Origin of the sequence: Nonomuraea phyllanthi (assembly GCF_006334985.2) — a bacterium.
Taxonomy (GTDB): domain Bacteria; phylum Actinomycetota; class Actinomycetes; order Streptosporangiales; family Streptosporangiaceae; genus Nonomuraea; species Nonomuraea phyllanthi.
Map to the genome: position 1 here is coordinate 103,714 of NZ_VDLX02000022.1, position 26,636 is coordinate 130,349.

Below are 26,636 nucleotides of genomic sequence, written 5' to 3' on the forward strand. Positions count from 1 at the left end.
TCCGCACGCCACCCCCACGATAAAATCGGTACACCCGTACCACTTTCACGCACCCGGGAGACAACCCCACCCATGGCCTGGCTCCTGCTCGCCCTCGCCATCACCTCCGAAATCCTCGCCACCACCGCACTCAAACTCAGCAACGGCTTCACCCACCTCGGCTGGACCCTCCTCGTCGCCGCCGGCTACATCACCTCCTTCGCCCTGCTGTCCCAAGTCCTCAAACTCCACCTCGACATGGGCACCGCCTACGCCGTCTGGTCCGGCGCCGGCACCGCCGCCATCGCCCTCATCGGCGCCGCCTTCATGGGGGAGACCCTCACCCCACTCAAAATCACCGGAATCCTCCTCATCATCGGCGGCGTCGTCGTCCTCAACCTCGCAGGCACCCATTGACCACCCACCCCACCCAAGACCGCGCCCGCCGCCGCCGCGCCGCCCTCCTGACCGCCGCCGTCGACCTGCTCACCCAAGGCGGCTTCGCCGCCGTCACCCACCGAGCCGTCGCCCACCACGCCCACCTGCCCCTCGCCGCCACCACCTACTACTTCACCTCCCGCGACCACCTCCTCGCCGAAGCCTTCGCCCAACTCGTCGACACCGAACTCACCACCACCCGCCACTGGATCACCCACCACGGCCTGACCGCCCTGCCCGACCAGATCGCCGCCGCCGACCGCACCCGCCAACTCGGCCTGTGGGAGCTCTACGTCCACGCCGGCCGCGACCCCGCACTCCAGGCCATCGCCCGCCGCTGGACCGACGGCTGCGTCCGCATCATCGCCGACACCCTCAACCTCCCCGAAACCGACACCCGCGTCCGCCTCCTCTACACCACCCTGTCCACACTCTGGCTCGAACACGTCGTCGAACAACGCCCCCTCGACGACGCCCACACCCTCCTCGCCCACGCCATCGCCACCTACACCCCCACCACCACCGAAAACGCGTTGCCTCCCCCCTGACCCCCACCTACACTGCCCCCCGTGCTCAAACCCCACTACCCGATCACCACAGAACGCCTCCACCTGCGCCCCTTCACCCCCGACGACCTCGACGCCGTCCACGCCTACGAATCCCGCCCCGACGTCACCCGCTACCTCTACTGGGACGTCCGCGACCGCGACACCAGCCGCGAATTCCTCGCCAAAAAGGCCACCCGCACCGCCATCCACGAAGAAGGCGACGCCCTCGACCTGGCCATCACCCTGCGCCACGACGGCAGCCTCATCGGCTCCGCCCTGCTCATCTGGACCAGCGAGACCCACCGCCAAGGCGAGATCGGCTACATCCTCCACCCCGACCACCACGGCCACGGCTACGCCCCGGAAGCCGCCCGCGAAATGCTCCGCCTCGGCTTCGCCGACCTCGGCCTGCACCGCATCACCGGCCGCCTCGACGCCCGCAACACCGCCTCAGCCCGCGTCCTGGAAAAACTTCACATGCGGCACGAAGCCACCCTCATCCACAACGAATACGTCAAAGGCGAATGGGCCAGCGAAACCATCTACGCCATCCTCGACACCGAATGGACCCCATGATCCACCACCTCGCCCTCGCCAACGACTGGCACGCCGCCCAGAAAGCGGGGGAGTACCGCATCTCCACCCTCGGCCGCACCCTCGACCAAGAGGGCTTCATCCACTGCAGCCGCGACCACACCCAACTCCGCGCCGTCCACACCACCTTCTACGCCCACCTCACCGACCCACTCCTCGTCCTCGACATCGACCCCACCGGCCTCGACATCCGCCTCGAGAACGACTACCCCCACCTGTACGGACCACTGCCCCTGACCGCCGTCACCGCCGTACACCCCTACACACCCTGACCAGCGGGGGAGGGGTACGGACATCCGCACCCCTCTTGACGCCCGGACGACCTCCAGGCCCCCGACGCCGAAAACCCGATCGAACGAGACCGGGCCGCGCCCCTCATGATGACCGCGCGACAGCACGACACTCGTCACACATCACGCAAGATCCCTCAACCGGGAAATGCCGCAACGAAGGCGGGGGAGCGGACACCCGCACAACCCCCGGCCTCAACCCCGTACCACCCCGAAAACAGACCTACCAGCACACAAGCGGCACCGATCAGCGCGCCACCCGCACCGGCCCACCCGTAACCCCGCCCGGGACCCCGGCCCCGGCGGGCACCGCCGCAGGAACCCCGGCCGCGGCCTGCGGACGCACCGGCGCCTGCCGTACAGGGGCGGCAGACGGCACAGGGGAGCCCTGCACGGGACCCTGCACCTGCTGAGCCTGCTGCTGGACATGAGCCTGCTGCGCCTGCGCCTGGGCCTGCTCCTCGGCGCGCCGCTCGGCGCAGCCGCCCCCGCAGTACCCGTTCGTCACGATCAGTCGCCCCCGCAACGCCGTGTACGCCTCCTTACCCGAAGCGGGCAGGACCCCCTGACACACCGGACATAAAACCGACTGATTCCCCACGTGCTGCTCCTCTCGCGGCGCGAATGGCAGAATCCCCACCCTAAGTCCACACATCCCGCCAAGCCCAGCGAATCAACAGAACGTCAAGCCTCCCGTCAATCCGCGAGGGGAGCCCCGCCACACGCCCTACTTGACATAATGTCCATTATCAAGCAACCAGCATGATCCGCCGGGACGTGGGCAGACGCCCTTCATGTCCGCCTTCATCCCCGCCTTCATCCTCGCCTTAGACGTCACCGCACCAGGCCTCGTAGCGCTCAGCGCCGTCGTCACGGCCCTGGCCATCTGGCTGATCATCGCGGCGGCCCGGCTGACCCGCCGGCCGCGCAACCGGCCCGGCATCCGGGTCGAGCTGGTCGACCAGGTCCGCGAGCTCAAGGCTCTGGGCCAGATCCAGGAAGCCGTGTTCCTCGTACGCGGCGAGACCGGCATGAGCCAGCACGCCGCGGCCCGCTTCGTCAACCGCCTCTGACCCCCACCCCTCCGAATCCGGCATCAGATACGAAACCAGACAGAAGCTGGATTCTGTTCTGTTTGGCATGTTTTGTATTTTTCGTCCCGGATCGCCCAAAGTTGCCCGCCGGTCCGGGGGTGACCCCTGCCTCAGGCGGGCGCGCCGCCGCCTCCCGGACCCGGCCGTGAAGGGATGCGGCACACTGGGACAGTGGCGGCAGGTGTGGACATTTCCCCTCGGGAGGCCGAGGTACTGGAACTGGTCGGAGCCCATCTCAGCAACGCCGAGATCGCGGCACGGCTGGTCATCTCGGTGCGCACCGTGGAGAGTCATGTCTCCTCGTTGCTGCGCAAGCTGGAGGTGGCGGATCGGCGGGCGCTCGCGCAGCGGGCGCCCGAGCCGGCCGGCGAGGGCGCGGCTCGTCCGGCGGCGGTGTTGCCGGCGTCGCTGACGTCGTTCGTCGGGCGGCAGAGCGAGCGGGCGGAGCTGGCCGGGATGATCCGGGCGCATCGTCAGGTGAGCGCGGTGGGCCCGGGCGGGGTGGGCAAGACGCGGCTGGCGCTGGCGGTGGCCGGTGAGACGGCGGGCGGGTACGGCGACGGGGTGTGGTTCGTCGATCTGGTGCCGGTCACCGATCCCGGGATGATCGCCACTGCGGTGGCGGGTGCGCTGGGCCTGGGTGAGCAGCAGGGTCGTGACATGAGCGCGTCCGTGGTGGCGGCGCTGGCCGATCGTGATGCGCTGCTGGTGCTGGACAACTGCGAGCACGTGGTGGACGGGGTGGCGCTGTTCGTGGAGCGGTTGCTGGGGGCGTGTCCTGGGGTGCGGGTGCTGGCGACGAGCCGGGCGCGGCTGATGGTGCCGTTCGAGCGGGTGTATCAGGTTCCGCCGTTGTCGCTGGCGGTGGAGGGCGGTTCGGACGCGGTGGCGTTGTTCATGGAGCGGGCGGCGGCGGTGGGTCTGCCGCTGGATGCCGGGCTGCGCGGTCAGATCGCGTCGATCTGTGAGCGGCTGGACGGGATGGCGCTGGCGATCGAGTTGGCGGCGGCCCGGTGTCCGACGTTGGGGTTGGACGGTATCGCCGCGGCGTTGTCGCATCCGTTGCGGATGCTGACCGGTGGGTCGCGTGCTGATGAGCGGCATCGGTCGGTGCGGGCGGCGCTGGATTGGAGTCATGCGCTGCTGGAGCCGGCTGATCGGGCGTTGTTGCGGCGGGTGTCGGTGTTCGTGGCGCCGTTCACTGTTGCCGCGGCCGCGCAGGTGGCGGGGTCGGATGAGGGTGTGGTGGCTGAGGGGTTGGCGCGGTTGGCGGAGCAGAGTTTGCTGGTGGTGACGGCGTCGGGGGGTGGGACGGAGTATCGGGTGTTGGAGACCATCCGGCAGTACGGGACGGAGCGGCTGGCGGAGGCCGGTGAGCTGGTGGATGCCCGGTCGCGGCATCTTGGCTGGTGTCTGGTGCGGGCGGCGGGGTTGGCGGTGGTGGGGGCGGATTGGCGGGCGCGGTTCGATCTGGTGGCCGATGATCTGCGTGCGGCGCTGGCGTGGGCTGCTGATCGGCCGGAGCGGCGGGCGGAGGCTTATGATCTTGCGCGGCGGTTGGCGGAGTTGACGTTCACCCGTCATCTGATGGGTGAGTCGCAGCGGCGTTTTGAGCAGGCGGCCGCGTTGGCGGGTGATCTGGCGGCGGGGGCGTCGATGTTGCGGCAGGCGGCGGCGGTGGCGGGTTGCCGGACGGTTGGTGATGACATGTACCGGTTGCGGCGTGCGGCTGGGGATGCGGCGCGTGCGTGTGGTGATGGTGCCGGTGCGGCTGCGGATTTGGCGGGTGCGGCCACGATCGCGTTCCGCTTCTCCCCCACGTTCGTGCGGATTCCGTCGCGGGAGGAGGCGCTGGCGTTGATCGGTGAGGCGCGGGAGTTGGCCGGTGATGATCCGGCGGCGTTGGCGGCGGTGGCGTTGGCGGAGGCGGGGGTGCTGGCGGATGCGTTCGGTGCTGCGCAGGGGCCGGCCGGGAATGCGGTGCCGGAGACGATCGCGCGTGCCGGGCGGGCGGTGGAGTTGGCGCGGCGCAGTGGTGATCCGCTCGCGGAGTCGGCCGCGCTTGATGCTCTGATCGGTGCGCAGAGTTGGGCGGGTGATCCGTTCGGCGCGGCGGAGACGGCTGGGCGGCGGATCGCGTTGTTGTCGTCGGTGCCGGTTTCTCCTGCTGGTACGCATGAGTTGATCGATGCGCTGGGGATCGCTGCCGAGGCGGGTCTGGGTGCTGGGGATGTGGCGGGGGCGCGGCGGTGGGCGCGGGAGTTGGCGGGGCATCCGTCGCTGGCGGAGGTCGGTCATCGTGCGGTGTCGTGGTTGCTGTTGGTGGATGCGTTGGCGGGTGATGTCGGGGAGGTGCTGGCGGGCGGGGTGCGGTTCCTGGATGCGTGGCGGCGGGCGGGCTCCCCTGCTCTGCGGCTGCTGTGTCCGGCGGTGGCGGCGGTGGCGATGGTGCAGGGGTTGCGTGGTGATGCTGAGGGGCGGCGGGAGTGGCTGGAGGTTCTGGGTCGGCTCGGTCCTCCGCCGGAGCACGCCTTGGGTTATGGGGCGGTGTTCGATGCGATGGTGCTGTTGCATCGTGGGCAGGCGTCGCGGGCGTTGGAGCGGTTGGCGCCGGAGCCGGGTGAGGTGTGGAAGTGGGTGACGTGGATCTGGCATCACTGGTATGTGGCGTTGCGTGCGGAGGCGGCGGTGTTGGCGGGGAGTGCTGAGGCTGCGGGGTGTGTGGCGCGGGCGCGGGAGGTCGTGGCGGGTAATCCGGTTGCCGGTGCGCTGGTGGAGCGGGCGGGTGCGCTGCTGGGGGGTGATCGGGAGGCGTTGCTCGCTACGGCGGGTGCGTTGGAGGCGGCGGGGTGTCGTTATCAGTGGGCGCGGACGTTGGTGCTGGCCGGTGGTGGTGAGGCGGAGCGTGGTGGGGCGGTGCTCGCGGGTCTGGGTTTCGCTGCGGTGGAGGCGTCCGTGGTGGTTCCGGCGTCGGTGGGGGCTGATCGGGGCCGGTGAGTGTCGGGGCCTCTCCCCTGTCCGGGGTGGTGTGTGTCCGTGCCGGTGATCTGGATCGGTGGCCGGCTGTCGGCGGCATCCCAGGGGTGGATGTTTTGGGGCAAAGCTGGTCAATCTGGGCTGGTCTGTGTGGGTTTTTGCGATGAAATGTCACCGGCAGTGGAAGATTCGTGTCAGCATCAGAGACATGAATGGGTCTTTTGGGACTGTCTTTAAGCTGTGTGGCGTCAGGGAACGCCCGTCACGCTGAGCGGTCCCGGCCCCCGAGTCCCCTCCCCTGCCTGGAAAGAAGTCCCGCGTTGCGTATCTTGCTGCTGTGCTCCTCGTTCAACGGCCTGACCCAGCGTTGCTGGCTGGAGTTGCGCCGCGCCGGCCATGAGGTGAGCATCGAGCTGGCCGTCTCGGAGCAGGCGATGGTGGAGGCGGCCGAGCTGGCCAAGCCGGATGTGGTGATCTGCCCGTTCCTGAAGGAGCGGGTGCCCGAGCGGCTGTGGCGGGCGCACCGCACGGTGATCGTGCATCCGGGGCCTCCCGGGGACCGGGGGCCGTCGTCGCTGGACTGGGCGATCCTGGAGGCCGAGCCCGAGTGGGGCGTGACGGCGCTGCAGGCGGTCGAGGAGATGGACGCGGGCCCGATCTGGGGGTATCGGACGTTCGCGATGCCGCTGGAGGCGCCGCGCAAGTCGGCGCTGTACAACGGGCCGGTGGCCGATGCCGCGGTGGAGCTGGTGGCGGAGGTGGCGGCCAAGGCCGGTGACGCGTCGTTCGTGCCGGTGCCGCTGGACTACCGTTCGCCGGACGTGCGGGGGCGGCTGCGGCGGGCGATGCGGCACGCTGACCGGGAGTTCTCGTGGGAGGAGCCGACGGAGGACATCGTGCGGCGGGTGCGGGCCGCCGACGGCTCTCCCGGGGGGCGGGCGCAGCTGTGCGAGATGCCGGTACGGGTGTTCGACGTGTACCGGGGGCCGGACCTCGCGGGGCGGCCGGGCGAGGTGGCGGCGCGCCGTGAGGGGGCGGTGCTGGTGCACACCGGCGACGGGTCGGTGTGGGTGGGCCATGTGCGGCTGGAGCAGGAGGGGGCGGTCAAGCTCCCGGCGGCGTCGGCGCTGGGCGACCTGGTGGCCGGGGCGCCGGAGCGGCCGGGCTATTCGGAGATCACCTACGACCGCAGCGACGGTGTCGGGGTGGTGAGTTTCGACTTCTACAACGGGGCGATGTCGACCGATCAGTGCCGGCGGCTGGCCTCGGCGCTGCGGTACGCGGTGGCGCAGGACACGCGGGTGCTGGTGGTGCGCGGCGGGGAGGCGTTCTCCAACGGGATCCACCTGAACGTGATCGAGGCGGCGCGCCAGCCGGAGCTGGAGGCGTGGATGAACATCAACGCCATCAACGCGGTGTGCCGGGAGATCGTGCGCTGCTCCTCGCAGCTGGTGGTGACCTCGATCGGGGGGAACGCGGGCGCGGGCGGCGTGATGATGGGGCTGGGCGCGGACCGGGTGATCATACGCGACTCGGTGGTGCTGAATCCGCACTACCGGACGATGGGGTTGTTCGGCAGTGAGCTGTGGACGTACGTGCTGCCGCGGCGTGTGGGCGCGGAGACGGCGCGGCGGCTGACGCGGCAGGCGCTGCCGATCGACGCGGCCGACGCGGTGGAGATCGGGCTGGCCGATCGGATGCTGGGCGGCTCGCGGCTGGACTTCGAGCGCAGGGTGCTGGAGTACGCCGAGCGGCTGGCGGCCGATGCGGGCTATGAGCGGTTGCTGGCGGGGCGGCGTCAGGTGCGGGAGGTCGATGAGCGGCGCAAGCCGCTGGACGCCTACCGGGCCGAGGAGCTGGCGGAGATGAGCCGGGACATGTTCGAGGACCGTAACGGGTTCCGGCAGGCGCGGCGGGCGTTCGTGCACAAGATGCGGGCGGAGGCGACGCCGGAGCATCTGGCGGGTCATCGGGAGTTGTCCGGCGCGTCGATGGCCGGTGACGACGGGGAATCTCATATGTGAGATATGGTCTCGTGTGTGGCAGACGATTATCTTGTGCGGATCGGCCGGTTGATCCGGGATGCGCGTCAGCATCGTGGTTGGACGCAGCTGCAGCTGGCCGACGCGCTGGCGACGTCGCAGAGCGCGGTCAACCGGATCGAACGGGGCAACCAGAACATCAGTCTTGAGATGATCGCCCGGATCGGCGAGGCGCTCGACAGCGAGATCGTGTCGCTGGGCTATGCCGGGCCGATGCATCTGCGGGTGGTGGGCGGCCGGCGGCTGTCGGGCAGCATCGATGTGAAGACGTCGAAGAACGCGTGCGTGGCGCTGCTGTGCGCGTCGCTGCTCAACTCCGGGCGGACGATCTTGCGCAAGGTGGCGCGGATCGAGGAGGTGTACCGGATCCTGGAGGTGCTGGCCTCGATCGGGGTGCGCGCCCGGTGGATCAACGAGGGCAGCGACCTGGAGATCGTGCCTCCGGCCCGGCTGGAGCTGGAGGCGATGGACACCGAGGCGGCCCGCCGTACCAGGAGCGTGATCATGTTCCTGGGGCCGTTGATGCACCGCACCGAGCAGTTCCAGATCCCCTACGCCGGGGGCTGCGACCTGGGCACCCGCACGGTCCAGCCGCACATGTCGGCGTTGAAGCACTTCGGGCTGGACATCACGGCGACGGGCGGGTTCTACCACGCGCGGGTGGACCGCGCGGTGGCGCCGTCGCGGCCGATCGTGCTGACCGAGCGGGGCGACACCGTCACGGAGAACGCGCTGCTGGCCGCGGCGCGGCACGACGGGGTGACGGTGATCCGCAACGCGTCGTCCAACTACATGGTGCAGGATCTCTGCTTCTTCCTGGAGCAGCTCGGCGTGCGGGTGGAGGGCGTGGGGACGACGACGCTGACCGTGCACGGGCTGCCGGAGATCGAGCGGGACGTCGACTACTCCCCCTCCGAGGACCCGGTGGAGGCGATGAGCCTGCTGGCGGCGGCGGTCGTGACCTCCTCGGAGCTGACGATCTGCCGGGTGCCGGTGGAGTTCCTGGAGATCGAGCTCGCGGTGCTGGAGGAGATGGGCCTGGACTGCGACCGGGGACGCGAGTACCCGGCGGCCAACGGCCGCACCCGGCTGGTCGACCTGACGGTGCGGCCCTCGAAGCTCATCTCCCCCATCGACAAGATCCACCCGATGCCGTTTCCCGGGCTGAACATCGACAACGTGCCGTTCTTCGCCGCGATCGCGGCCTCGGCGCAGGGCTCGACGCTGATCCACGACTGGGTGTACGACAACCGGGCCATCTACCTGACGGAGCTGACGCGGCTGGGGGCGTCGGTGAAGCTGCTGGACCCGCACCGGGTGCTGGTGGAGGGGCCGACGCGCTGGCGCAGCGCCGAGATGATGTGCCCGCCGGCGCTGCGGCCGGCGGTGGTGGTGCTGCTGGCGATGATGGCGGCGGAGGGCACGTCGGTGCTGCGGAACGTGTACGTGATCAACCGCGGGTATGAGGATCTGGCGGAGCGGCTGAACGCGCTGGGGGCGCGCATCGAGACGTTCCGCGACATCTGACCCTCCCCCGCTCCGGGCTCCCGGCGTCCGGCGGCTTTTTGTCGGTGCGGGCCGCTACCGTCATCTCTGGATCTTGTCGTGCGCGAGGGAAAGGGGTGGCCGTGCGGCCTGCGGAGCTCGAGCGGTTGACGGTGGCGCAGGCGGCGGACCGTTATGTGGAGCTGGTGCGGGCCAAGACGGTGACCGGGGCGCTGTCGCCGTCCACGGCCGAGGTGTACGCGCGGGACGTGGCGACGCTGGTGGAGCTGGCCGGCGCGCAGGTGGTGCTCGACGACCTGACGGGCGCGGACGTCGACGCGCTGCTGCTGGCGTTCGCGCGGCGCCCGGACGGCCGGTTGCGCACGCCGAGCGGCGGGCAGTCGCCGTCGTCGCAGGCGCGTTTTCGCCGGTCGATCTCGGCGCTGTTCAAGCACGCGGCGCTGGCGGGGTGGGTGCAGGTCAACCCGATGACGGTCTCGACGGTGACGGCCAAGGAGCGTGGGGGGCTGCGGCCGCAGCGGCGGGCCCTGACGCGCGAGCAGGCGCAGGGCCTGATCGGGGCGGCGCGGGAGCTGCCGGGGGCGGCGCCGGAGGTGGGCAAGCGGCGTGACCAGCGCACGGAGCTGCGTGACGCGCTGATCGTGTTGCTGCTGTCGACGCTGGGGCCGCGGGTGTCGGAGCTGGTGCGCGCGGATGTGGAGCATTTCTTCACCAACGACGGGGTGCGTTACTGGCGGATCTTCGGCAAGGGCGGGCGGACCCGCGATGTGCCGCTGCCCGACGACGTGGCGATGGTGCTGCGGGAGTATCTGGCGCGGGGGCGGCCGGCCCTGGCCGGGGCCGGGGAGGAGAAGGCGCTGCTGCTGTCGTGGCGGGGGCGGCGGCTGGCGCGGGGCGACGTGCAGGCGGTGATCGATCGGGTGCAGCGGCGGGTGGATCCCGACCAGCGGCGTTCGGTGACCCCGCACGGGCTGCGGCACACGACGGCGACGCACCTGCTGGCGGACGCGGTCGACATGGACGCGGTGCGGCGGGTGCTGGGGCACAGCGACCTGTCGACGCTGGGCCGCTACCGTGACGAGCTGCCGGGCGAGCTGGAGGTGGCGATGCGCACGCACCCGCTGCTGCGCGGCAAGCCCGGCCGCTGACCGGCCCCGTCCACCCCGCCGCGACATGCGACACGGTGCTGCGTTGGTCGGCGGTACGCCCATGGACCCGCCATGGTGGATCCCGGTGACCGCGTTGCTGAACACGACCTTGTCACCCGCTTGGCGGCGTTGGCCCAGGCGGCCGGCAGCGTCGAGTCCTGAGCGCCTCGGCCGCCCCGATGACCTGTTTCAGGGGCATGACACCGCGCACGGGTTCCCCGATGAGGAGTGCGGGTTCAGAATCCGATCGCTTCGCGGAGCAGCAGGACGGTGCCGCGCCCGGGCTGGAATTCGGCGTTGAGGATGAGGAGGCGGTTGACGGCGCTGGGCCACCCGTGGACCTTCTGGGTACGGGCGGTCTCCAGCGGGAGGCAGTGGTCCTCGACGCGCCGCAGCGCGGTGTCCAAGTCAGGTACCACCTTCTGCGCCCCGACGATCCAGATCGCGCGGGCGGCGCCGCCGGCGTAGCCGGGAAGCTGGCTTCCGCTGCCCGAGGCGATCACGAGGGAGCCGGTTTCGGTGACCGCGTGCACGCTGCCCACGATGACGTCCGGGGTGGCGCCCAGCCGCCGGATGTCGTCCGTCTGGGTGGCGCGGTCCATGGCCAGGAGGCGTGGTTTGATGGCCCGGTACCGCCCGCCGGCGTTGATGTCCTCATCGATGCCGGACAGGCGCAGGGTCTCGCTGGCCCCGGTGAACACGCCGGCGCCCTCCGGGATCAGCTCTTTGACGCGGGTACGCGCGGCGGCGGCGTCGTGGAGAACCTCCACGGTGAAGCCGTGTGCGGTCAGCGCAGCGGCCGCCCGCTCCAGGCGCTGCCCGGACGCCGGGTCGGTGAACGGGATTGCCGGCATTGAGGTGGTCATGATGTCTGTGATCTTCCTGTTCGCTGGAGGTGTGTTCTTCTCCGCAGTCGACAAGACAACCCCCCGGAATGTGAGGCCGGTGCGTCGCCTCACATTCCGGCGGGTTGTCTTGTCGAACCGATGAGGACAGATACGACCAAGGGAGCTACCGGCACCATGACCGCCCGATCCCGGCCAGGACACGGCCGGCCCCATCCCGGCCTGGACGCGATCACGAGCGAGCGGCGCCAGTTGATCAATATCGCCTACCGGCTGCTGGGCTCCCTGGCCGAGGCCGAGGACGCCGTGCAAGAGGCATACGCCCGCTGGTACGCCATGTCCCCGCAGCAGCAGGACGCCATCCAATCCCCTGGCGCCTGGCTGACGACGGTCGTCAGCCGCATCTGCCTCAACGTGCTCAACTCCGCCCGGGCCCGGCGAGAGACCTACGTGGGCGATTGGCTGCCCGAACCGCTACCTGAACGTACGCAGCAGAGCACCGGACGGCCGGGCGGCACCACCGCCGACCCGGCCGACCGGGTCACCCTGGACGAGTCGGTCAACCTGGCCTTCCTGGTCGTGCTCGAATCGATGACCCCGGCCGAACGCGTCGCGTTCATCCTGCATGATGTCTTCTGCCACTCCTTCGCCGAAGTCGCCGAGATCGTCGGCCGTACCCCGGGAGCATGCCGCAAGCTGGCCTCCTCGGCCCGCCGCCGCATCCGGGCCTCGCAACCTTCCGTGACTCCGGCGACCAGGCGCGCCGACATCGTCAGGGACTTCAAACAGGCATGGGAGGCCAAGGACATCGACGCCCTCATCGGCCTGCTCGACCCCGACGCCACAGCGATCGCCGACGGCGGCGGCCTCACCATGACCTTCCTGCACCCCATCGAGGGCGCCGAGCAGATCGCGCACGCCTGGGTCGAAATCGCCCGCCGAAGGCGCGGCGACATGACGCTGCTGGACCGCACGGTCAACGGTCAGCCCGGCCTGGTGGCTGAGCAAGACGGCGCCATCGTGACGGTGTTCGCGTTCGACGTCGTGGGTGACCGGATCAAGCACATCTGGGTGGTGCGCAACCCCGAGAAACTACGTCACTGGACGACGGACTGACGCGCCCCGATCACCACGCCCGCTCCCACCCCGGGTGCCACCGGCGTCCCGCACGCTCGAAGTGCGCACATGCCCTGCCACATTGGGAGACCACATATAAGGAGCTGATGGAGGCCCTGGCGCCAGTGGCTGCGGTGAGCCTGGTGGTTGAGAGCGGGTGGTTGAGAACGGGCGGGTGAGCCGGATCCACGCGGCAGCGGACCCGCAGAAGCTGACGCGGTTCGGGGAGCCGGCCAAACTCGGCCGCCTCGGCCGCGACGCCGGGGCCCGGACGGCCTACCGCCGCGCCCTCGGCCTGGCCACCTCGACGTCCGAGCGGCGGTTCCTGACCCACTGGCTCGAACAGCTCTGAATTGCTTGAGGCCCGAGGTGTCCCCCGGGAGGCCGCCCGTTCGTCGCCTGGATATGAGCGACAACTTTTCCGGCCTCCCGCGCGGGCGGCACAGCCGCATCGACATCGGCCTCCAGATCCCCAGCCGAGGGTGAGACACCTCGATGAACGTGTTCCTGTGGATCGTGCAGGCGCTCCTGGCCGCCTCGTTCGCCCTATCAGGTCTGGCGAAGCTCACCCGGCCGAAGGACAAGCTGGTCGGCGGGTATCCGTGGATGGAGACGTTCTCCCAGCGGGCGGTGCGGCTCATCGGCGTGATGGAACTGTTCGGCGCGGTCGGACTGATCCTGCCCGCCGTAACCGGGATCGCGCCCGTCCTGACGCCGACTGCCGCGGCCGGCCTGGCGGTGATGATGATCACGGCGGCTGCCGTGCACATCCGCCGCAAGGAACCGTCCGGGCTGCTGGTCACCGTCATCCTCTTCGCGCTCGCCGCGCTCGTCGCCTGGGGCCGGTTCGGCCCCTACGCCGGGTGACCGCCAGAGGAGGATGAGGCGCTGCCGCTGGTCCAGGCGATCGTCACCGAGCCGCAGTGGCTGCACAGTGGCTGCACTTCGGCCAGGTCAACGCCCGCCTGGTTGGTCCGGGCACCGCGCGGATCCTGCCCTGGGTGCTGGACGGTGCGAGCGAGCGGCTGACTGAAGGCCTCTTGCCCGCTCCAGGCGGACACCCTCACCGAACACCCCAATGAGCCCAAGGAGAGACCACATGTCGATCATCACTACGGCGGAACGCAACAAGGAGACGCTCCGCCGCTTCCACGATGCCGTCAGCACCGGCGACGAAGAGATCATCTCCAGGACGATCGACGAGGTCGTCCAACCGGACGTGAAGATCCGCACGCCGCTGCCGATCGAGACGACGGGGACGTCGGCGATGAAGGAGGTGCTCGCGGTGCTGCGCCGGGCCTTCCCTGACCTCCACGTCGAGGTCGAGGACGTGATAGCGGAAGGGGACAAGGTCGTCACCAGGAACACGGTCACAGGGACGCACCGGGGTGAGTACATGGGCGTGCCGCCGACCGGCAAGTCCATCACGTACAAAGAGATCCTCATCGCCCGTTTCGTCGACGGGCGGGTCGCCGAGACCTGGGCGGTCGTCGATGTCATGTCGCAGATGCGGCAACTCGGCGTGTTCGCCGGACCGAACGCCTAGCGAGGCGTTCACACCCTCGCAGGAGACCGCGCAGCAGGACAGCAGCGGAGCGGGGAATACGGAGCCGATCGCGAGGACGCCCGGCTCAAGGTCGGCCGGCACGCGGTGGTCCCAGGTTCGGAAGGGCGACCGCGAGCCTGCCGAGGCGGTTCGCCAGCGCGTGCACCACCTCCGGAGTTCACGGCGCGCCGGATGCGCCGGCTCGAACCACGGATCGTCGAGATGGCGGAACGGCGAACTAACGAATCGGCGGGCTGGCTATCGGAACGGCGGATAGCGGGGGCGTTTCGCGCTCAAGTCGGATGAGGGACGCGCGCTCTGCTCTCATCCGGCCTTCCCCGACCACCCCCGCCGCCGCCGGCCGGTGGCTTCGGTCGCCTTGGCGAGGGCCGGGTGACCGGTGGACGCCGGTCATCGTCGAGCGGAAGTGCCGGGCGACGGTCCGGTGGATGCTTCATCGCGTTATTCGGTGCCGGGCGGGCCGCCGCCGAGCGCCTGGGCATCCTCGATGGGCTGACCGACCGGGATCCGGACGGTGTCAGCTACAACATCGACCGGACCGGGCGGCGGCGGCCCGGGTGCGGATGCTCAAGATGCCGGTAGTCTCCCGGTTGTTCCTACGGTGGCAGCGCAAGGTGGCGTTGATGAAGGAGATGGATCTCGCCCATCGCGGTTTCGCCCACCCCGGTCCCGCGCGGCCGGCCCCCGCGCACGCCTGAACGGTGTCGTACGGAGTCAGGGGGCGGGCGGGAAATCGTTACATGTGCACAATACGGGTGGTGTCCCTTGCGCGGCCGCTCGTTCGTCGTGCTGGTGAGAGCCCACTGCCCTGGAGGTTGCGATGCAGTACGCCCTGCTGATCTACGCCGAGCCCGGCTACCTGGAGACGTCGTCGGATGAGGAGCGTGAGGCGGCGTACGCCGAGTATTTCGCGATGGCTGACGACGACCGCTACGTCAGTGCCGCGCAGTTGCAGCCCGCGGAGATGGCGACCTGCGTGCGGCTGTCCGGCGGCCGGACGCTGATGACCGACGGCCCGTTCGCCGACACCAAAGAGGTGCTGGGCGGCTTCTGCCTGATCGAGGCCGCCGACCTGGACGAAGCGCTCGAATTGGCGGCACGCGTCCCGGCCCTGCGGTTCGGCGGCACCGTGGAGGTCAGGCCGGTGGTGCGGCTCTGAGCGAGCTGGAGGGGGTGTTCCGCGACCAGTGGGGCCGGGTGCTGGCCTCGCTGGTCGGGTTCCTCGGTGACTTCGACCGGGCTGAGGAGGCGGCGCAGGAGGCGTTCGCCATCGCGGCGGAACGCTGGCCGGTTTCAGGCGTGCCGGACGCTCCGGGCGCGTGGCTGGTGACGACTGCCCGGAACGGGGCGATCGACCGGATCCGCCGGGAGCGCACCCTGGCCCAGAAGATCCACCTGCTGCCGGTGCCGGAGGCCATCATGGACGACTTCGACGACACGCTGATCAAGGACGAACGGCTTGAGCTGATCTTCACCTGTTGTCATCCGGCGCTGCCGCTGGAGGGGCAGGTGGCGCTCACGCTGCGTGCCCTCGGCGGCCTTCAGACCGCGGAGATCGCCCGAGCGTTCGTGGTCTCGGAGGAGACCATGAAGCGGCGCCTGACCCGCGCGAAGGCCAAGATCAAGGCGACCGGGATCCCGTTCGCGGTCCCGGGCGCGCATCTGCTGCCCGAACGGCTCGACGCGGTGCTGGCGGTCATCTACCTGATCTACAACGAGGGCTACAGCGGCCGGGTCGATCTCGGCGCCGAGGCCATCCGGCTGGGGCAGGTGCTGGCCGGGCTGATGCCGCGGGAGCCAGAGGCACACGGGTTACTGGCGCTGATGATGATCCACCACGCGCGGCGGCGGGCCCGGTTCTCCGGTGACGATCTCGTACTGCTCGACGATCAGGATCGGTCGTTGTGGGACCTGCGACAGATCGCGGCGGGCCGGGCGGTGCTGGATCAGGCGATGGTGCTGGGCGGGCGCGGCCCGTACGTCGTGCAGGCCGCCATCGCCTCGCTCCAGGCGCGTGAGCGGATCGACTGGCCGCAGGTCGCCGAGCTATACCGGCGGCTGGCCGACCTGACCGGCTCGGCGGTGGTCGAGCTCAACCGTGCCGTGGCGGTCGCCCAGGCCGGCGATCCCGCCGCGGCGTTGCGTGCCGTCGATGGCCTCGACCTGGACGGCTACCTGTATTTCCACTCGACGCGCGGGGAGTTGCTGCGGCGTCTGGGCCGTGACGCCGAGGCCCGGACGGCCTACCGGCGCGCCCTTGAACTGGCCGCCTCGACCCCCGAGCGGCGGTTCCTGACCCGGCGCCTCGAACAGCTCTGAGCCGGCTGTCCCCCGGCTCGATCATCAGGTTCCTGGCCTGCTGCGCGACCCACGGCCTGGTCGGATGCTCGGTCACGTCGAAGACGTGCGTCCGGCGGGTGCTGATCTCCATTCATGCACGGTGGGACACGCTGGGCTGTCGTTCCTGGCGCAGCAGGTCCCGCCAATCGGCCGGCCAGTTGATCAGGGCGAAGATGAACATGATCACCATGTTGGTGGGGGCGGCGACGCGTTCGTAGAGTTCGCTGCCGGCTACGATGTGCGTCGTGGTCGCGGCGGTGAGGACCAGGAACAGGGTGGTCGCGCCGATGAACTTGAATCGCCGGCGGGGAATGACCAGCAACACGGCGCACACCCCCTCGATGGTCCCGACCACGAACCTGAACCAGGACGGGTACCCCCACTCGACGAACTTCACCGAGTACGCCGGCCCGAAGAACGTGGGGCCGGGCCAGTACTTCGTGACGAAGCCCATGAAGAACGTGAATGCCACGAACCAGTAGAAGGCCGTGAGCAGTCGTCGTGGCCACACGCGGGTGGACATGATGGTTTCCTCCCAAGTAACTCGTCCGGAACATGGATGCCGCCGGTTCAGGCCGGCTGGATGAGGCCGATGACGTTGCCGTCCGCGTCGGTCACCGAAGCGACCAGCTTGCCCCCGCCGACGTCCTTGACCTCCTGCGACGTCTGCGCCCCCGCGTTGAGAAGCGCCCGCAGGCTCGCCTCGATGTCGTCGACATGCCAGTAGGCGACGGGCCCGGACATCCCCTTCTTGTGGCCCTGCGGGTCCAGGCCGATGTCCTGGCCGTTCATGGAGAAACCGACGTAGTACGGCTCGTCCATGTACGGCTCGACGCCCAGCAGTGCGCTGAACATGGCCTTGGCGGCGGCGAGATCCCTGACCGGGTGAATGACAGTCTTGATGCCATCGTTCATGACCTGCTCCTCGTGATTGCCGGTCACATCGGCGAAGGCCGACGGGTCATAGACATGACACGACCCGACGAAGGAATGTGACCGATGGATGACCACGAGTTTCTGGCCGACCGATTCGAGGAGCATCGCCATCATCTGCGAGCGGTGGCCTACCAACTGCTCGGGTCACCAAGTGAGGCCGATGACGCCGTCCAGGAGGCGTGGCTGCGGCTCAGCCGCTCCAACACCAGCGAGGTGGAGAATCTGAGGGGGTGGCTGACCACGGTCGTCGCCCGCGTTTCGCTGAACATGCTGCGCTCGCGCAGCACCCTGCGCGAGGACCCGTTGGAGGCAGTGGCTCCGGCCTCGGCCGGCGACGGCGGGAGCGATCCGGAGCAGGCGGCGCTGCTGTCCGACTCGGTCGGCCTGGCGATGCTGGTGGTGCTGGACATGCTCGCTCCCGCCGAGCGGCTGGCCTTGGTCCTGCATGACGTCTTCGCCGTGCCGTTCGAGGAGATCGCACCGATCGTGGATCGCTCCCCGGCCGCAGCCAGGAAGCTCGCCAGCAGGGCCCGGCGGCGGGTCCAGGGGGCGGACCCACCGTCCGGTGCCGACCTGCTGCGGCAGAGGGAGATCGTCAGCGCCTTCCTCGCGGCCTCGCGGGGCGGCGACTTCGGCGCCTTGCTCGCGTTGCTCGACCCGGACGTGGTGCTGCACGCCGATCGTGCGGCCGTGCTGACGGGCGCGTCCGGGCGGCTCCGCGGCGCTACGGCGGTGGCCGAGACCTTCCGCGGCCGTGCCCACGGCGCGCGACTGGCGCTGATCGACGGGGCCGCCGGAGCCGTTTGGTCAGCGGGCGGGCAGCCGCGCATGGCGTTCGATTTCACGATCGCGGCGGGGCGGATCACCGAGATCAACCTGATCGCAGACCGAGACCACCTTCGCGAACTCCACCTGGAGGTCATCGAGAACTGACAAGGGCGCCGTGCCGTGCACACCGCGTCGCGACCGGCGGGTGTGCCTGCTGCGCGGGTCACTGGCGCGGCCCTCGCCGGGGTTCGTGCACTCCTTGATCGGCCGGGCCGCCGCCGCGGGCGCGGGCGCGAACGCGCGCAATGGATGTGGTTTTCGGCAGGCGCACAGTTCGGCGAAGGAGCATCGGAGGGCATCGCGGAGGATGAGCACGACGCGCTGGGCCGGGGGCATCGATTCGAGCGTCACGCGGCTCGGGGATCCATTCGCCCACGTAGGTCTCGCACCGGACGCGTGGCGAGGAGAGCCGGTCCATGCAGACACGACCGGCGACCCTGGCCGGCCGGCCGCCGGGACACGGCATGCCAGCGGGCAGTTCGACAGGACAGCGAAGTGACCTGTGAGGCTGGCGCGTCGCCCCACAGGTCGCCTCACCTTCGGAGATGCTGCGTTGCCGGATCAGCCGGCAGGATCACATCCCTGATGCGGCTCGTCCAGATGCCGAAGGGCATCGGGAGATCGGTTTAGCCGCGGTTATCGGGTTTCCTCCGTAGAGGAGGCGTTTGCGGCCTCCGGGCCGGCGGGGTCCCAGGTCACGTGAGGCGAACCCGTCAGCGCAGTGGTGTCGAGGTACCTGGGTTCGAGGACGCGCTCGGTGAACTTCCACCCATCCGGGGTGCGCTGGTAGCGGTCGTGGAACAGGCCGTACATGACGACCGACCTGCCGTCGCGCTGGCGACCGATCTCGAAGATGGATTCCCGGCCGGTCGCGGTGTCACCATCGAGCTGGATCGTGCCCGGGTGCACGGTCTGCACCCAGAACTCCCACGCACCCTGCAGCCGTTCGATACCGGCGCGGATCTCCTTCCGCCCGCTGAACTCGACGTTGGCGGGGGGGATCCGCCACACCGCGTCCCTGGTGAACAGCGACGCGAAACGGTCGTAGTCGCCGATCATTGCCGCGTCGACGTGTTCGCCCCGCAGTGCCTCGATCTCGACGCGGTCGGCGATGGTCTGCAGATCTCTCATCGGTTTCCTCTCTTCTGCGAACGTGATGGATGACGGCATCGGGCTGCTGCCGGAGGGTGCTGCAGGGCGCGTCGGCGGGTACAGAACATCGACGAATGAGTCCGGCGCGTCGGGACGGGCGGCGAACGTGATGGGGCTCACACCGCAGTGACGAATTGGCGCGGCGGCGTTCATGAGCGCCGGCCTCAGGAAGCCCGCAAGATCTGAATCGGAACTCAGTAGTAGGCCACGTTCACGGCCAAGGCGGCCGCCGCCAGCGCGAAGTACACGGACCAGGCGCCGAAGCGGTGGTCACGAGCCCGCAGGTGAACGCAGAACGCGCCGAGGAAGTACAACACGAGGCCGGCGGCGGCGAGCAGGCCCAGCACCGGAACGGCGAACCCGGCCAGCAGTCCCAGCGAGCCCGCCGCCAGCATCACGCCCAGCGGGAGCATCCAGGAACGCGGCACGCGAAGCTGGTCCGCCTGCTTCTTGGGGTAGTCATGGCCGATGAGGTTGGCGATGGCGGCCAGGCCGACGACGGCCGAGGCGAGAGAAGTGATCACGAGGTAGACGGCGAACACGATGGTCCCCTTGTCCGTGCGAGCGATAGACCGGTGGCGCACTACGCGGACGAGATGAGCCGCCGGGAACGTGACATGCCCGGCGCGTGAGATGGGTCAAGGCTCCGCCCGCCGATGCCTGGGAGGGTGCCACGTCGGTTGAGCACCAGGTGCATGAGGTGGTGAAGGTCGCCCATGATCTCCCCGCTGCTCACCCGGCCCTCGCCAAAGCGGCCGAAGCCACCGGCCGGCGGCGGCGGGGATGGGGTGGTCGCGGAAGGACGGATGAGAGCGGAGCGCGCGTCCCTCATCCGACTTGAGCGCGAAACGCCGCCGCTATCGCCACCGTCCCGGCTGGTAGTCGGCCATGGGGCTCTGCCGGGTGATGACGTTCAGACGGTTCCAGGTGATGTACTTCGCCGGCTTGCTCGTGACCGGGTTTTCGGAGATGTCGAGTCGCGCTTGCATGAAGATCTCCTCTGCGGTGTTGGCTGTCACCCCAACGACGAACGAGCCCACCCCGAGGGGACACCGACGCCCGAGATCCACATGACATCCCGATCAGCGAACGGCCCGCATGCCGGTAGCGGGCTGCAAGCGGCTCGTCGGTCCACAGCGGTTCAGGCAGCCACGGGCCGATGTGGACCGCACGCGGCCTGCGCACCTTGCCGAACCGGCCGACCGCGGCGCATCACGGTGTCACAGTGCGCGGCGCTCCAGCGTCTGATCGTAGACAGGCACTGCGGCCGTGGCCGCGGGAAGGGAACGCGCTCAATGACACACCACCAGCCAGAAGGAGACCGCACATGAAGGTCGTGCTCGCGGGAGCGACGGGCACTCTCGGCGGCGAACTCGTGCCGAGACTGCTCGCCGCCGGCCATTCGGTGCTTGGCCTGACCCGCTCCCCCGGCAAGGCGCGCCTGCTGCAGGACGCCGGCGTCGAGACGCGGGTGGTCGACGTGATGGACGAGCGGCGGCTGCTGGACGCGTTGCGCGGACACCGCGCCGACGCGGTGATACACCAGGCGACCGCGATCACCGGCACGCCGCTGCGGCACCGGGACCTGCACGCCACCGACGACCTGCGCGAGCAGGGGACGGCGAACCTGCTGCGGGCGGCCGAGCTGGTCGGCGCGCACCGGTTCGTCACGCAGTCGTTCTTCCTGGGCTACGGCTACCGCGATCACGGCGAGGCGGAGCTGACCGAGGACCACGAGTTCGCGCCGACCGGCCGCGGCGCCTTCGAGCGGCACCTGCGCTCGATGCGGACCAACGAGCGGCTGGCGTTCGGCACGCCGGGGATCGACGGGATCGCGCTGCGCTACGGGCTCTTCTACGGTCCCGAGCCGGGCACCCGCAAGCTGATGGCGATGGCGTCGAGGCGCATGCTGCCGGCGCCGAGGCCGTCCGGGGTCACCTCGCCCATCCACATCGCCGACGCGGCGGCGGCCACGGTCGCGGCCCTCGACCGTGGCAGGGCCGGGCAGGCGTACAACGTCGTGGACGACACCCCGGTGAGGTTCGCGGACTTCGTCGCGGCCGTGGCGGAGGCGGCTGGCGCGCCGGCGCCGATCACCGTGCCGAGCTGGCTGCTGCGCCCGGCGCCCTACATGTACGCGCTCATGGCGGGCACCCGGATCCGGCTGTCCAACGAGAAGGCCAAGCGGGAGCTGGGCTGGCGGCCGGAGTATCCGAGTTGCCGGGACGGCCTGCGGCACGTGCGCCCGGCGAGCGCGTGATGCGCCGGCCGGGCGCCGCCGTCGTCTGGAGCGGGCCGGTCCTGACCCGGCTACGCAGGAGTCCGTGACCGGCTGAGCTGCCTGCGGTGCACCACGAGGCCGGCCAGCGCCAGCAGCGAGATGAGACCGAGCTGCCACCAGTTGTCCGGGCTGCCGCCGAGGTCCAGGTCGGCCGCGTGGTTCACCGCGTGCAGCGTGTTGGTGACGAAGAACCCGACCAGCACGATCGACAGCACGTCACGCCATACCAGCGCGCTCAGCATCATCAGCCCGATGCCGATCTGGAAGATCCCGGCGTCGTGCAGGAAGTGCACGTGATTGGGGAACCGGGCGAAGACCGCGAAGCCCGCCGGGTCGATGCGCATCCACACGCCGAAGACCAGCATCGTCAGCGCGCCGACCACCACGGCCACCTGGACGAAGATCCTGGCCGGCCTGCTGTAGCCGTTCATCATGTCGTGTCCCTTTCCTGTGCGTCCAAGGCGAGTTGGCCCGCCTGGGTCGTGTCAGCGTTGAGCTGTTGCCGCCGGGCGGCCCCATGCGGTGACGAGCCCGCTGGTCGCCTCGACGAAGGTCCTGACCCGGCCGCTTCGGGAGAGGTGTCGAGGGCGCCGGCGTGCCGGGGCGGGCGCGTCGGCGGGATCGCTCCCCGACCCGTCTCCCCGCCCGGCACGTGCGTCCTGCCGGTCAGGGCTTGAGGTCGGTCACTCCCCTGCCGCTCCGGATGTCCAGCGGCACGGAAGCCTGGTCATGCACGATCAGCCAGGCGCCATCGACCTTCCTGAAGCAGAACGTGCCCCGGACCCACATGCCGCCCGCCGCCGTCCCGTCCTCCAGCGTGCCGCTGAGCCGGCCGAAGCCGTGCCCGAACGCCACGTCATCGCCCACGGTGATCGTCAGGTCGCGCACCTCATAGGTCACCTCGTGGAAGAACGCGAACGCCCTCTCCCAGTTCTTCATCTTCGCCTCGATCCCGACATGCTGCAGCGGCGGGTCGATGTCGAAGGACACGACGTCGGCCGCGTAGAGCCGCCTTAGTCCCTCAAGGTCCTTCGCCCGGATCCCTTCGACGATCCCGTCGATGTTCCGCCTGATCTGGGCTTCGTCGAGCTCTCGTTGCGTGGTCATCGCCACCGGTCCTCTCTCTTCACCAGTACGACAACGCAGCCCCCCGAAACGTCACGCCCGCTTCTCCTGCGACTCGCCGTTGATCAGGTCCCAGCTGATGATCGTGGTACGCATCAGGCGGGCGGCGGTCGACAGATGGCCGTCGGGCGCCCCATAGAGCGTGCGCACGAGTACGGGCCCGGGCCGCCCGGTCGACGCTCTGGCCGGTATTTGTATCCCGGGGTATAGACTAGGACGCATGGTGCGACCTCCGCTGACCCCCGAGGAGCGGCTGCGCGGTGAGCAGCTGGGCGGGCTGTTGCGCCAGGCCCGCGGTGATCGCAGCATCGTGGAGGTGGCCACGGCGGCGGGCATGTCGGCCGAGACCCTCCGCAAGATCGAGACGGGGCGGATCGCGACGCCGGCGTTCTTCACGATCGCGTCGCTGGCCGACGTGCTGGGCATCTCGCTCGACCGGCTGGCCACCCGCTCCACCCCCGCCCCCACCTGACCCGGCCCACCTGACCCGGCCCGGCTGCCATCGGCTTCGGGGCGTCGGCTTGCCGGCTCCTGCCGCCGAGCGATCCCGCCGAGGCTTCCTCTATAGGGGCAGCCACACATCGTGGCCGTGGGGTCAGGGGGCGACGGGTCGTCCCGCGGCGCGTGCGCGGTAGGTGTCCTCGATGGTGGCGCCGCTGTGCAGGCCCCAGCTGACGATCCGTGCCGGGCGCAGCAGGATCAGCGGCCGCTCGCCGTCGATGGCCTCGGCGATCCCGCGGATCTCCACACCGCGCGGCCGCCACGGCGGGAGCACGTCGTCGATGACCAGCGCGGCGCGGCCGTTGCGTGCGACGTCGCGGAACTTCCCGGAGCGGACGAGGTTGCGCCCGCCGATCTCGATGAGCGTGCCGGTCGCGTCGAGGGACCAGCCGACGGGTACGACGTGCGGCATGCCGTCGGCGCCGACGGTGGCCAGGCGCCCCAGCAGCCGCTCGCCGCGCAGGTAGGCCAGCTCGCGTTCGCTGAAGACGCTCACGCCGTCACCGTCCGCAGGACACGCACGGCGTACGGTGAGACCGCGACGCCGACGAGGGCCACGCCTCCCGCCAGCCAGAACAGCGCGGTGAAGGCCGAGCCGGGCACGGCGGCGGCGCGCCCGCCGCTGCCGGAGGCGATGACGGCGGCGGCGAGCTGGCTGCCGACGACGCCGCCGACGGTGCGGGCGATGTTGTTGAGCCCGTTCGCGGTGCCGGTCCTGGCCGGCGGGACGATGTCGGCGATCAGCTTGGGCAGCGCGCCCATGACGAGCCCGGACCCCGCGCCGACCATCCCGTAGAACACCAGATGATGCCAGTACGCGCCGTGCGCCATGGCGATCAGCGCCGATCCCGCGGCCATCCCCGCGAATCCGATGGCCAGCGGCCAGCGGGAACCGAACGCCTCCGAGATCCGGCCGACCGCCATGCCCGCCGGGATGATGGCCAGCATGCCGGGCAGCATCAGCAGGCCGGCAACCGTGACCGAGGCGCCGAAGCCGGCGCCGTCCGGGCCGGGCCGCTGCTGGGCGAACAGCGGGATCGCCACGTAGAAGAAGTACGACCCGGCGCCGAACAGCAGCGCCGCCAGATGCGTGGCCAGCATCGGCCGATCGGTCAGCTCCGCGACGTCGATGAGCGCGTCACGCCTGCGCCGCTCCAGGGCCGCCAGCGCGGCCGCGAGCAGCACGCCGAGCGCGAACAGGCCGAGCACCGGCGCCGAGGACCACCCCCAGGACGGGCCCTGGGTGAGGGCGAGCAGCACGGCGACCAGGCTGAGCGCCAGCAGCAGCGAGCCCGGCACGTCGAGCCCGCCGGCGGCGGCGCGCTCGCCGCGAGGCACCCATCGCCCGACCAGGGCCAGGCTGGTCAGCGCCAGCAGCGCGCCGAGGACGAACAGGTAGCGCCATGACAGCCGGTCGGCGAGCAGCCCGCCCACCACCAGCCCGGCTCCGGCTCCCGCGCCGACGATGCCGGACACCAGGCCCATCGCGGACGCCAGCCGCTGCCTGGGCAGCGTCTCGCGCAGGATCGCCATCGACAGCGGCACCACCGCCAGCGCCGCGCCCTGCACGATGCGGGCGGCGATGAGCTGGGCGATGTCCTGGGCGAGCGCCGCGCCGGCCATGCCGACGGCGTACGCGGCGAGCACGCCGACCATCACGCGCCGCTTGCCGTACAGGTCGCCGAGGCGTCCGAGCATCGGGGTGAGCACCGCGCTGGACAGCAGGAACGCGCTGAGGATCCAGGCCGACCAGGCCGGCGTGGTGTGCAGTTCGCGGGTGAGCAGGCCGAGTGCGGGAACCACGACCGTCTGCATCAGGGAGTAGCCGAATACCGTCGTGACGAGCGCCGCCACGATCCGCCGGGGGGATGCCGGCATGGTCACACCTCCACATTTGGTTAGCACTACGAATAGTTTGTAGTGCTAACAACATAGTTTGGACAACGAACTGTCCGCAACTACACTCGGCGGCAGGAGGTGCCGATGGAGACCGTGACGGAGAGCGTGACGCACGCCGGGGCACAGGCGGGGGCACAGGCGGGGGCGCAGGCCGGGCTGGGCTTCGCCGCGGCGCTGGTGCGGATGTCGCACCTGGTGCAGCACGTCTTCGCCGACGTCAGCCGCGAGCACGACGTCACCCCGCAGCAGGCCCAGCTGCTGTGCGTGCTGACGAGCGGCGACGGGGCCGGGGTCGGGATGACGGACCTCAGCAGGCTCCTGCACCTGGAGAAGCCGAGCCTCACCGGGCTGGTGGACCGGGTGGAGCGGCGCGGCCTGGTCAGCCGCGTGCGCGATGACGCCGACCGGCGCGCGTGCCGGGCCGAGCTGACGCCCGAGGGCGAGGACCTCGCCGTACGGGTGCACGGGGAGATCGTCGCCAGGCTGGAGGCACTCGCCGCGGACCTGCCTGGCGACGACAGGCTGCGGGTCGCCGACACCCTGACCACCCTGCTCGCGCGGACCCGCTAGACGGACCCGCCGGACGGCCTTTCGCGCCGAACTTTCGCGTCGAAACAGCCGGCGCGCCCCCTCGCGCCCGGGCGCTCGCCACAGGACGCCGCAGGGCCTCGCCGGGCCCCGCACGCCCGCTGGTCCTGCCCGCCCGAGGCCCCCGCGGCGCGGGTCAAGCGGGCGGGGCTGCGGGGAGTGCCAGCAGCGGTAGCCACACCTCGTCCACGATCTGGATGATCGCCTCCTCCGGCACGGCACGCATCGTCATGAACATGTCGTGGCGCAGCAGATCCAGCGGCAGGTTGACGATGCGGGACGAGCGCGGCACGTCGGGCAGTTCGCCGCGTCCGACCGCGCGTCCGACGATGATCTCGAAGGGGGTGGCCTGGCCGGGCGCGAGGAGGGCGTCGCGCAGCTCGCCGAGGCTGGTGCCGGTGGCGCGGAAGTAGTCTCCGAGCTGCACGCTCATCAGGGTGATCATGCCGGCGCGGTCGGCGTCGGCGTTGCGCAGGAAGCCGATCGCGTCCTCGCGCAGGCTGCCGGTGTCGGGGATCGCGATCGGCCGCCAGTACGTGGCGAGGGTGGCCAGCAGCAGGTCGTCGCGGTGGGGCCAGCGCCGGTAGAGGACGGGGCGGCTGGTGCCGGCGCGGTCGGCGACCGCTTCGTAGGTGAAGCCGTGGTATCCGTGCTCGACCAGGACCTCCCACGCGGCGTCGAGGATGGCGTCTTCGAGCTCGGAGCCGCGCCGGCGCGATGCGCCGCGATCGCGCGTGGTGCCGCGTTCGCCCGCGGCCCGCTCACGCTGAGGATTCACTTGCGTATCTTATCGCGGTGCCCTACGGTGTCCGCCATTAGATACAGACGCGTACCCTAAGGGGT

Annotated in this window: 31 protein-coding genes; 19 read left to right on the forward strand and 12 right to left on the reverse strand. The window is 70.3% G+C overall.

Annotation, left to right across the window (positions count from 1 at the left end):
- The first annotated feature begins 72 nt into the window (after positions 1-72).
- The 4 genes from FH608_RS41830 to FH608_RS41845 are packed head-to-tail and all read left to right on the forward strand — an operon-like array spanning position 73 to position 1,831.
- Positions 73-396, forward strand: coding sequence for a DMT family transporter (locus FH608_RS41830; RefSeq protein ID WP_139636300.1), 324 nt, complete (start codon positions 73-75; stop codon positions 394-396).
- Positions 393-965, forward strand: a complete 573-nt coding sequence (locus FH608_RS41835; protein ID WP_139636302.1) for a TetR/AcrR family transcriptional regulator — start codon at positions 393-395, stop codon at positions 963-965. Before FH608_RS41830 ends, FH608_RS41835 begins: the two co-directional genes overlap by 4 nt.
- Positions 966-986: 21 nt before the next feature.
- Positions 987-1,541 carry a GNAT family N-acetyltransferase gene (locus FH608_RS41840; protein WP_139636304.1) on the forward strand — a complete coding sequence of 185 codons (555 nt, stop codon included), beginning with the start codon at positions 987-989 and terminating at the stop codon, positions 1,539-1,541.
- Positions 1,529-1,831, forward strand: coding sequence for a DUF952 domain-containing protein (locus tag FH608_RS41845; RefSeq protein WP_226900378.1), 303 nt, complete (start codon positions 1,529-1,531; stop codon positions 1,829-1,831). The genes FH608_RS41840 and FH608_RS41845 overlap by 13 nt, the downstream gene beginning before the upstream one ends.
- Positions 1,832-2,096: 265 nt before the next feature.
- Here FH608_RS41845 and FH608_RS41850 read toward each other — a convergent pair whose 3' ends face one another.
- Positions 2,097-2,375, reverse strand: a complete 279-nt coding sequence (locus FH608_RS41850; protein ID WP_139636306.1) for a hypothetical protein — start codon at positions 2,373-2,375, stop codon at positions 2,097-2,099.
- A 268-nt stretch (positions 2,376-2,643) separates the two neighbouring features.
- Here FH608_RS41850 and FH608_RS41855 point away from each other — a divergent pair, with 268 nt between their 5' ends.
- The 5 genes from FH608_RS41855 to FH608_RS41875 all read left to right on the forward strand — a co-directional run bounded on the left by FH608_RS41855 (position 2,644) and on the right by FH608_RS41875 (position 10,615).
- On the forward strand, positions 2,644-2,922 hold the full coding sequence (locus FH608_RS41855; protein WP_226900379.1) for a hypothetical protein: 279 nt from the start codon (positions 2,644-2,646) through the stop codon (positions 2,920-2,922).
- Between the two features lie 192 nt (positions 2,923-3,114).
- Complete coding sequence (locus FH608_RS41860; protein ID WP_317135612.1) at positions 3,115-5,940, forward strand: ATP-binding protein; 2,826 nt, start codon at positions 3,115-3,117, stop codon at positions 5,938-5,940.
- Positions 5,941-6,239: 299 nt separating this feature from the next.
- On the forward strand, positions 6,240-7,943 hold the full coding sequence (locus FH608_RS41865; RefSeq protein WP_139636310.1) for an enoyl-CoA hydratase-related protein: 1,704 nt from the start codon (positions 6,240-6,242) through the stop codon (positions 7,941-7,943).
- 15 nt (positions 7,944-7,958) lie between these two features.
- Positions 7,959-9,488, forward strand: coding sequence for a helix-turn-helix domain-containing protein (locus FH608_RS41870; protein ID WP_139636312.1), 1,530 nt, complete (start codon positions 7,959-7,961; stop codon positions 9,486-9,488).
- Positions 9,489-9,589: 101 nt separating this feature from the next.
- Complete coding sequence (locus FH608_RS41875) at positions 9,590-10,615, forward strand: tyrosine-type recombinase/integrase (protein ID WP_139636314.1); 1,026 nt, start codon at positions 9,590-9,592, stop codon at positions 10,613-10,615.
- Between the two features lie 236 nt (positions 10,616-10,851).
- Here FH608_RS41875 and FH608_RS41880 read toward each other — a convergent pair whose 3' ends face one another.
- Positions 10,852-11,481, reverse strand: coding sequence for an LUD domain-containing protein (locus FH608_RS41880; protein WP_139636317.1), 630 nt, complete (start codon positions 11,479-11,481; stop codon positions 10,852-10,854).
- Positions 11,482-11,637: 156 nt separating this feature from the next.
- On the opposite strand from FH608_RS41880, the gene sigJ reads away from it, so the two are divergent.
- The 6 genes from sigJ (at position 11,638) to FH608_RS41915 (ending at position 16,462) form a co-directional block, all read left to right on the forward strand.
- Positions 11,638-12,576 carry an RNA polymerase sigma factor SigJ gene (gene sigJ / locus FH608_RS41885; protein WP_139636319.1) on the forward strand — a complete coding sequence of 313 codons (939 nt, stop codon included), beginning with the start codon at positions 11,638-11,640 and terminating at the stop codon, positions 12,574-12,576.
- Between the two features lie 157 nt (positions 12,577-12,733).
- Positions 12,734-12,928: a hypothetical protein gene (locus tag FH608_RS41890; RefSeq protein WP_139636321.1), complete on the forward strand. Its 195-nt coding sequence runs from the start codon at positions 12,734-12,736 to the stop codon at positions 12,926-12,928.
- A gap of 143 nt (positions 12,929-13,071) precedes the next feature.
- Positions 13,072-13,443, forward strand: coding sequence for a DoxX family protein (locus FH608_RS41895; protein WP_139636322.1), 372 nt, complete (start codon positions 13,072-13,074; stop codon positions 13,441-13,443).
- A gap of 232 nt (positions 13,444-13,675) precedes the next feature.
- Positions 13,676-14,122, forward strand: coding sequence for an ester cyclase (locus tag FH608_RS41900; RefSeq protein WP_139636324.1), 447 nt, complete (start codon positions 13,676-13,678; stop codon positions 14,120-14,122).
- Positions 14,123-14,963: 841 nt separating this feature from the next.
- Entirely contained in the window at positions 14,964-15,302 is a 339-nt protein-coding gene (locus FH608_RS41910) for a YciI family protein (protein ID WP_139636326.1), read from the forward strand.
- Positions 15,303-15,316: 14 nt separating this feature from the next.
- The gene (locus FH608_RS41915; protein ID WP_226900380.1) at positions 15,317-16,462 is read left to right on the forward strand and encodes an RNA polymerase sigma factor; all 1,146 of its coding nucleotides are present in this window, start codon (positions 15,317-15,319) and stop codon (positions 16,460-16,462) included.
- 112 nt (positions 16,463-16,574) lie between these two features.
- Here the strand turns inward: FH608_RS41915 and FH608_RS41920 are convergent, their stop codons facing one another.
- Entirely contained in the window at positions 16,575-17,006 is a 432-nt protein-coding gene (locus FH608_RS41920) for a DoxX family protein (RefSeq protein WP_139636328.1), read from the reverse strand.
- A 47-nt stretch (positions 17,007-17,053) separates the two neighbouring features.
- Complete coding sequence (locus FH608_RS41925; RefSeq protein ID WP_139636330.1) at positions 17,054-17,398, reverse strand: VOC family protein; 345 nt, start codon at positions 17,396-17,398, stop codon at positions 17,054-17,056.
- An 84-nt stretch (positions 17,399-17,482) separates the two neighbouring features.
- Between FH608_RS41925 and FH608_RS41930 the strand changes: the two genes are divergently transcribed.
- Positions 17,483-18,352: a sigma-70 family RNA polymerase sigma factor gene (locus tag FH608_RS41930; protein ID WP_139636332.1), complete on the forward strand. Its 870-nt coding sequence runs from the start codon at positions 17,483-17,485 to the stop codon at positions 18,350-18,352.
- A 531-nt stretch (positions 18,353-18,883) separates the two neighbouring features.
- Here FH608_RS41930 and FH608_RS41935 read toward each other — a convergent pair.
- The 3 genes from FH608_RS41935 to FH608_RS54005 form a co-directional block, all read right to left on the reverse strand.
- Positions 18,884-19,552: a nuclear transport factor 2 family protein gene (locus tag FH608_RS41935; RefSeq protein WP_226900381.1), complete on the reverse strand. Its 669-nt coding sequence runs from the start codon at positions 19,550-19,552 to the stop codon at positions 18,884-18,886.
- 41 nt (positions 19,553-19,593) lie between these two features.
- Positions 19,594-19,941, reverse strand: coding sequence for a DoxX family protein (locus tag FH608_RS41940; protein ID WP_139636334.1), 348 nt, complete (start codon positions 19,939-19,941; stop codon positions 19,594-19,596).
- Between the two features lie 315 nt (positions 19,942-20,256).
- Positions 20,257-20,388 carry a hypothetical protein gene (locus FH608_RS54005; RefSeq protein WP_264372948.1) on the reverse strand — a complete coding sequence of 44 codons (132 nt, stop codon included), beginning with the start codon at positions 20,386-20,388 and terminating at the stop codon, positions 20,257-20,259.
- A 338-nt stretch (positions 20,389-20,726) separates the two neighbouring features.
- Here FH608_RS54005 and FH608_RS41945 point away from each other — a divergent pair, with 338 nt between their 5' ends.
- Entirely contained in the window at positions 20,727-21,659 is a 933-nt protein-coding gene (locus tag FH608_RS41945; RefSeq protein ID WP_139636336.1) for an NAD-dependent epimerase/dehydratase family protein, read from the forward strand.
- A gap of 50 nt (positions 21,660-21,709) precedes the next feature.
- On the opposite strand, the gene FH608_RS41950 is transcribed toward FH608_RS41945, so the two are convergent.
- Together FH608_RS41950 and FH608_RS41955 are read right to left on the reverse strand one after the other, a co-directional pair.
- Positions 21,710-22,114 (reverse strand): hypothetical protein, encoded by a 405-nt coding sequence (locus FH608_RS41950; protein ID WP_226900382.1) that lies wholly within the window; start codon positions 22,112-22,114, stop codon positions 21,710-21,712.
- Between the two features lie 232 nt (positions 22,115-22,346).
- The gene (locus tag FH608_RS41955) at positions 22,347-22,787 is read right to left on the reverse strand and encodes a YybH family protein (RefSeq protein WP_139636337.1); all 441 of its coding nucleotides are present in this window, start codon (positions 22,785-22,787) and stop codon (positions 22,347-22,349) included.
- Positions 22,788-23,025: 238 nt separating this feature from the next.
- Here FH608_RS41955 and FH608_RS41960 point away from each other — a divergent pair, with 238 nt between their 5' ends.
- Positions 23,026-23,277 carry a helix-turn-helix domain-containing protein gene (locus FH608_RS41960; protein WP_139636339.1) on the forward strand — a complete coding sequence of 84 codons (252 nt, stop codon included), beginning with the start codon at positions 23,026-23,028 and terminating at the stop codon, positions 23,275-23,277.
- 123 nt (positions 23,278-23,400) lie between these two features.
- Here the strand turns inward: FH608_RS41960 and FH608_RS41965 are convergent, their stop codons facing one another.
- Positions 23,401-23,802 carry a PPOX class F420-dependent oxidoreductase gene (locus FH608_RS41965; RefSeq protein WP_139636341.1) on the reverse strand — a complete coding sequence of 134 codons (402 nt, stop codon included), beginning with the start codon at positions 23,800-23,802 and terminating at the stop codon, positions 23,401-23,403.
- Positions 23,799-25,184 carry an MFS transporter gene (locus tag FH608_RS41970; RefSeq protein WP_139636343.1) on the reverse strand — a complete coding sequence of 462 codons (1,386 nt, stop codon included), beginning with the start codon at positions 25,182-25,184 and terminating at the stop codon, positions 23,799-23,801. The genes FH608_RS41965 and FH608_RS41970 overlap by 4 nt, the downstream gene beginning before the upstream one ends.
- Positions 25,185-25,289: 105 nt before the next feature.
- Between FH608_RS41970 and FH608_RS41975 the strand changes: the two genes are divergently transcribed.
- Positions 25,290-25,775, forward strand: a complete 486-nt coding sequence (locus tag FH608_RS41975) for a MarR family winged helix-turn-helix transcriptional regulator (protein WP_139636345.1) — start codon at positions 25,290-25,292, stop codon at positions 25,773-25,775.
- A gap of 154 nt (positions 25,776-25,929) precedes the next feature.
- Here the strand turns inward: FH608_RS41975 and FH608_RS41980 are convergent, their stop codons facing one another.
- Positions 25,930-26,571, reverse strand: coding sequence for a TetR/AcrR family transcriptional regulator (locus tag FH608_RS41980; protein WP_139636347.1), 642 nt, complete (start codon positions 26,569-26,571; stop codon positions 25,930-25,932).
- Positions 26,572-26,636: the final 65 nt, after the last annotated feature.

Excerpts from the sequence above, each read along its gene's own strand:
- FH608_RS41935 (WP_226900381.1), bottom strand. The coding sequence starts at position 19,552 with ATGAACGCCGCCGCGCCAATTCGTCACTGCGGTGTGAGCCCCATCACG.
- FH608_RS41955 (WP_139636337.1), bottom strand. The coding sequence starts at position 22,787 with ATGACCACGCAACGAGAGCTCGACGAAGCCCAGATCAGGCGGAACATC.
- FH608_RS41925 (WP_139636330.1), bottom strand. The coding sequence starts at position 17,398 with ATGAACGATGGCATCAAGACTGTCATTCACCCGGTCAGGGATCTCGCC.
- FH608_RS41975 (WP_139636345.1), top strand. The coding sequence starts at position 25,290 with ATGGAGACCGTGACGGAGAGCGTGACGCACGCCGGGGCACAGGCGGGG.
- FH608_RS41930 (WP_139636332.1), top strand. The coding sequence starts at position 17,483 with ATGGATGACCACGAGTTTCTGGCCGACCGATTCGAGGAGCATCGCCAT.
- FH608_RS41960 (WP_139636339.1), top strand. The coding sequence starts at position 23,026 with ATGGTGCGACCTCCGCTGACCCCCGAGGAGCGGCTGCGCGGTGAGCAG.
- FH608_RS41900 (WP_139636324.1), top strand. The coding sequence starts at position 13,676 with ATGTCGATCATCACTACGGCGGAACGCAACAAGGAGACGCTCCGCCGC.
- FH608_RS41910 (WP_139636326.1), top strand. The coding sequence starts at position 14,964 with ATGCAGTACGCCCTGCTGATCTACGCCGAGCCCGGCTACCTGGAGACG.
- sigJ (WP_139636319.1), top strand. The coding sequence starts at position 11,638 with ATGACCGCCCGATCCCGGCCAGGACACGGCCGGCCCCATCCCGGCCTG.
- FH608_RS41920 (WP_139636328.1), bottom strand. The coding sequence starts at position 17,006 with ATGTCCACCCGCGTGTGGCCACGACGACTGCTCACGGCCTTCTACTGG.
- FH608_RS41830 (WP_139636300.1), top strand. The coding sequence starts at position 73 with ATGGCCTGGCTCCTGCTCGCCCTCGCCATCACCTCCGAAATCCTCGCC.
- FH608_RS41895 (WP_139636322.1), top strand. The coding sequence starts at position 13,072 with ATGAACGTGTTCCTGTGGATCGTGCAGGCGCTCCTGGCCGCCTCGTTC.
- FH608_RS41880 (WP_139636317.1), bottom strand. The coding sequence starts at position 11,481 with ATGACCACCTCAATGCCGGCAATCCCGTTCACCGACCCGGCGTCCGGG.
- FH608_RS41945 (WP_139636336.1), top strand. The coding sequence starts at position 20,727 with ATGAAGGTCGTGCTCGCGGGAGCGACGGGCACTCTCGGCGGCGAACTC.
- FH608_RS41855 (WP_226900379.1), top strand. The coding sequence starts at position 2,644 with ATGTCCGCCTTCATCCCCGCCTTCATCCTCGCCTTAGACGTCACCGCA.
- FH608_RS41845 (WP_226900378.1), top strand. The coding sequence starts at position 1,529 with ATGGACCCCATGATCCACCACCTCGCCCTCGCCAACGACTGGCACGCC.
- FH608_RS41950 (WP_226900382.1), bottom strand. The coding sequence starts at position 22,114 with ATGATGAACGGCTACAGCAGGCCGGCCAGGATCTTCGTCCAGGTGGCC.
- FH608_RS54005 (WP_264372948.1), bottom strand. The coding sequence starts at position 20,388 with ATGCAAGCGCGACTCGACATCTCCGAAAACCCGGTCACGAGCAAGCCG.
- FH608_RS41970 (WP_139636343.1), bottom strand. The coding sequence starts at position 25,184 with ATGCCGGCATCCCCCCGGCGGATCGTGGCGGCGCTCGTCACGACGGTA.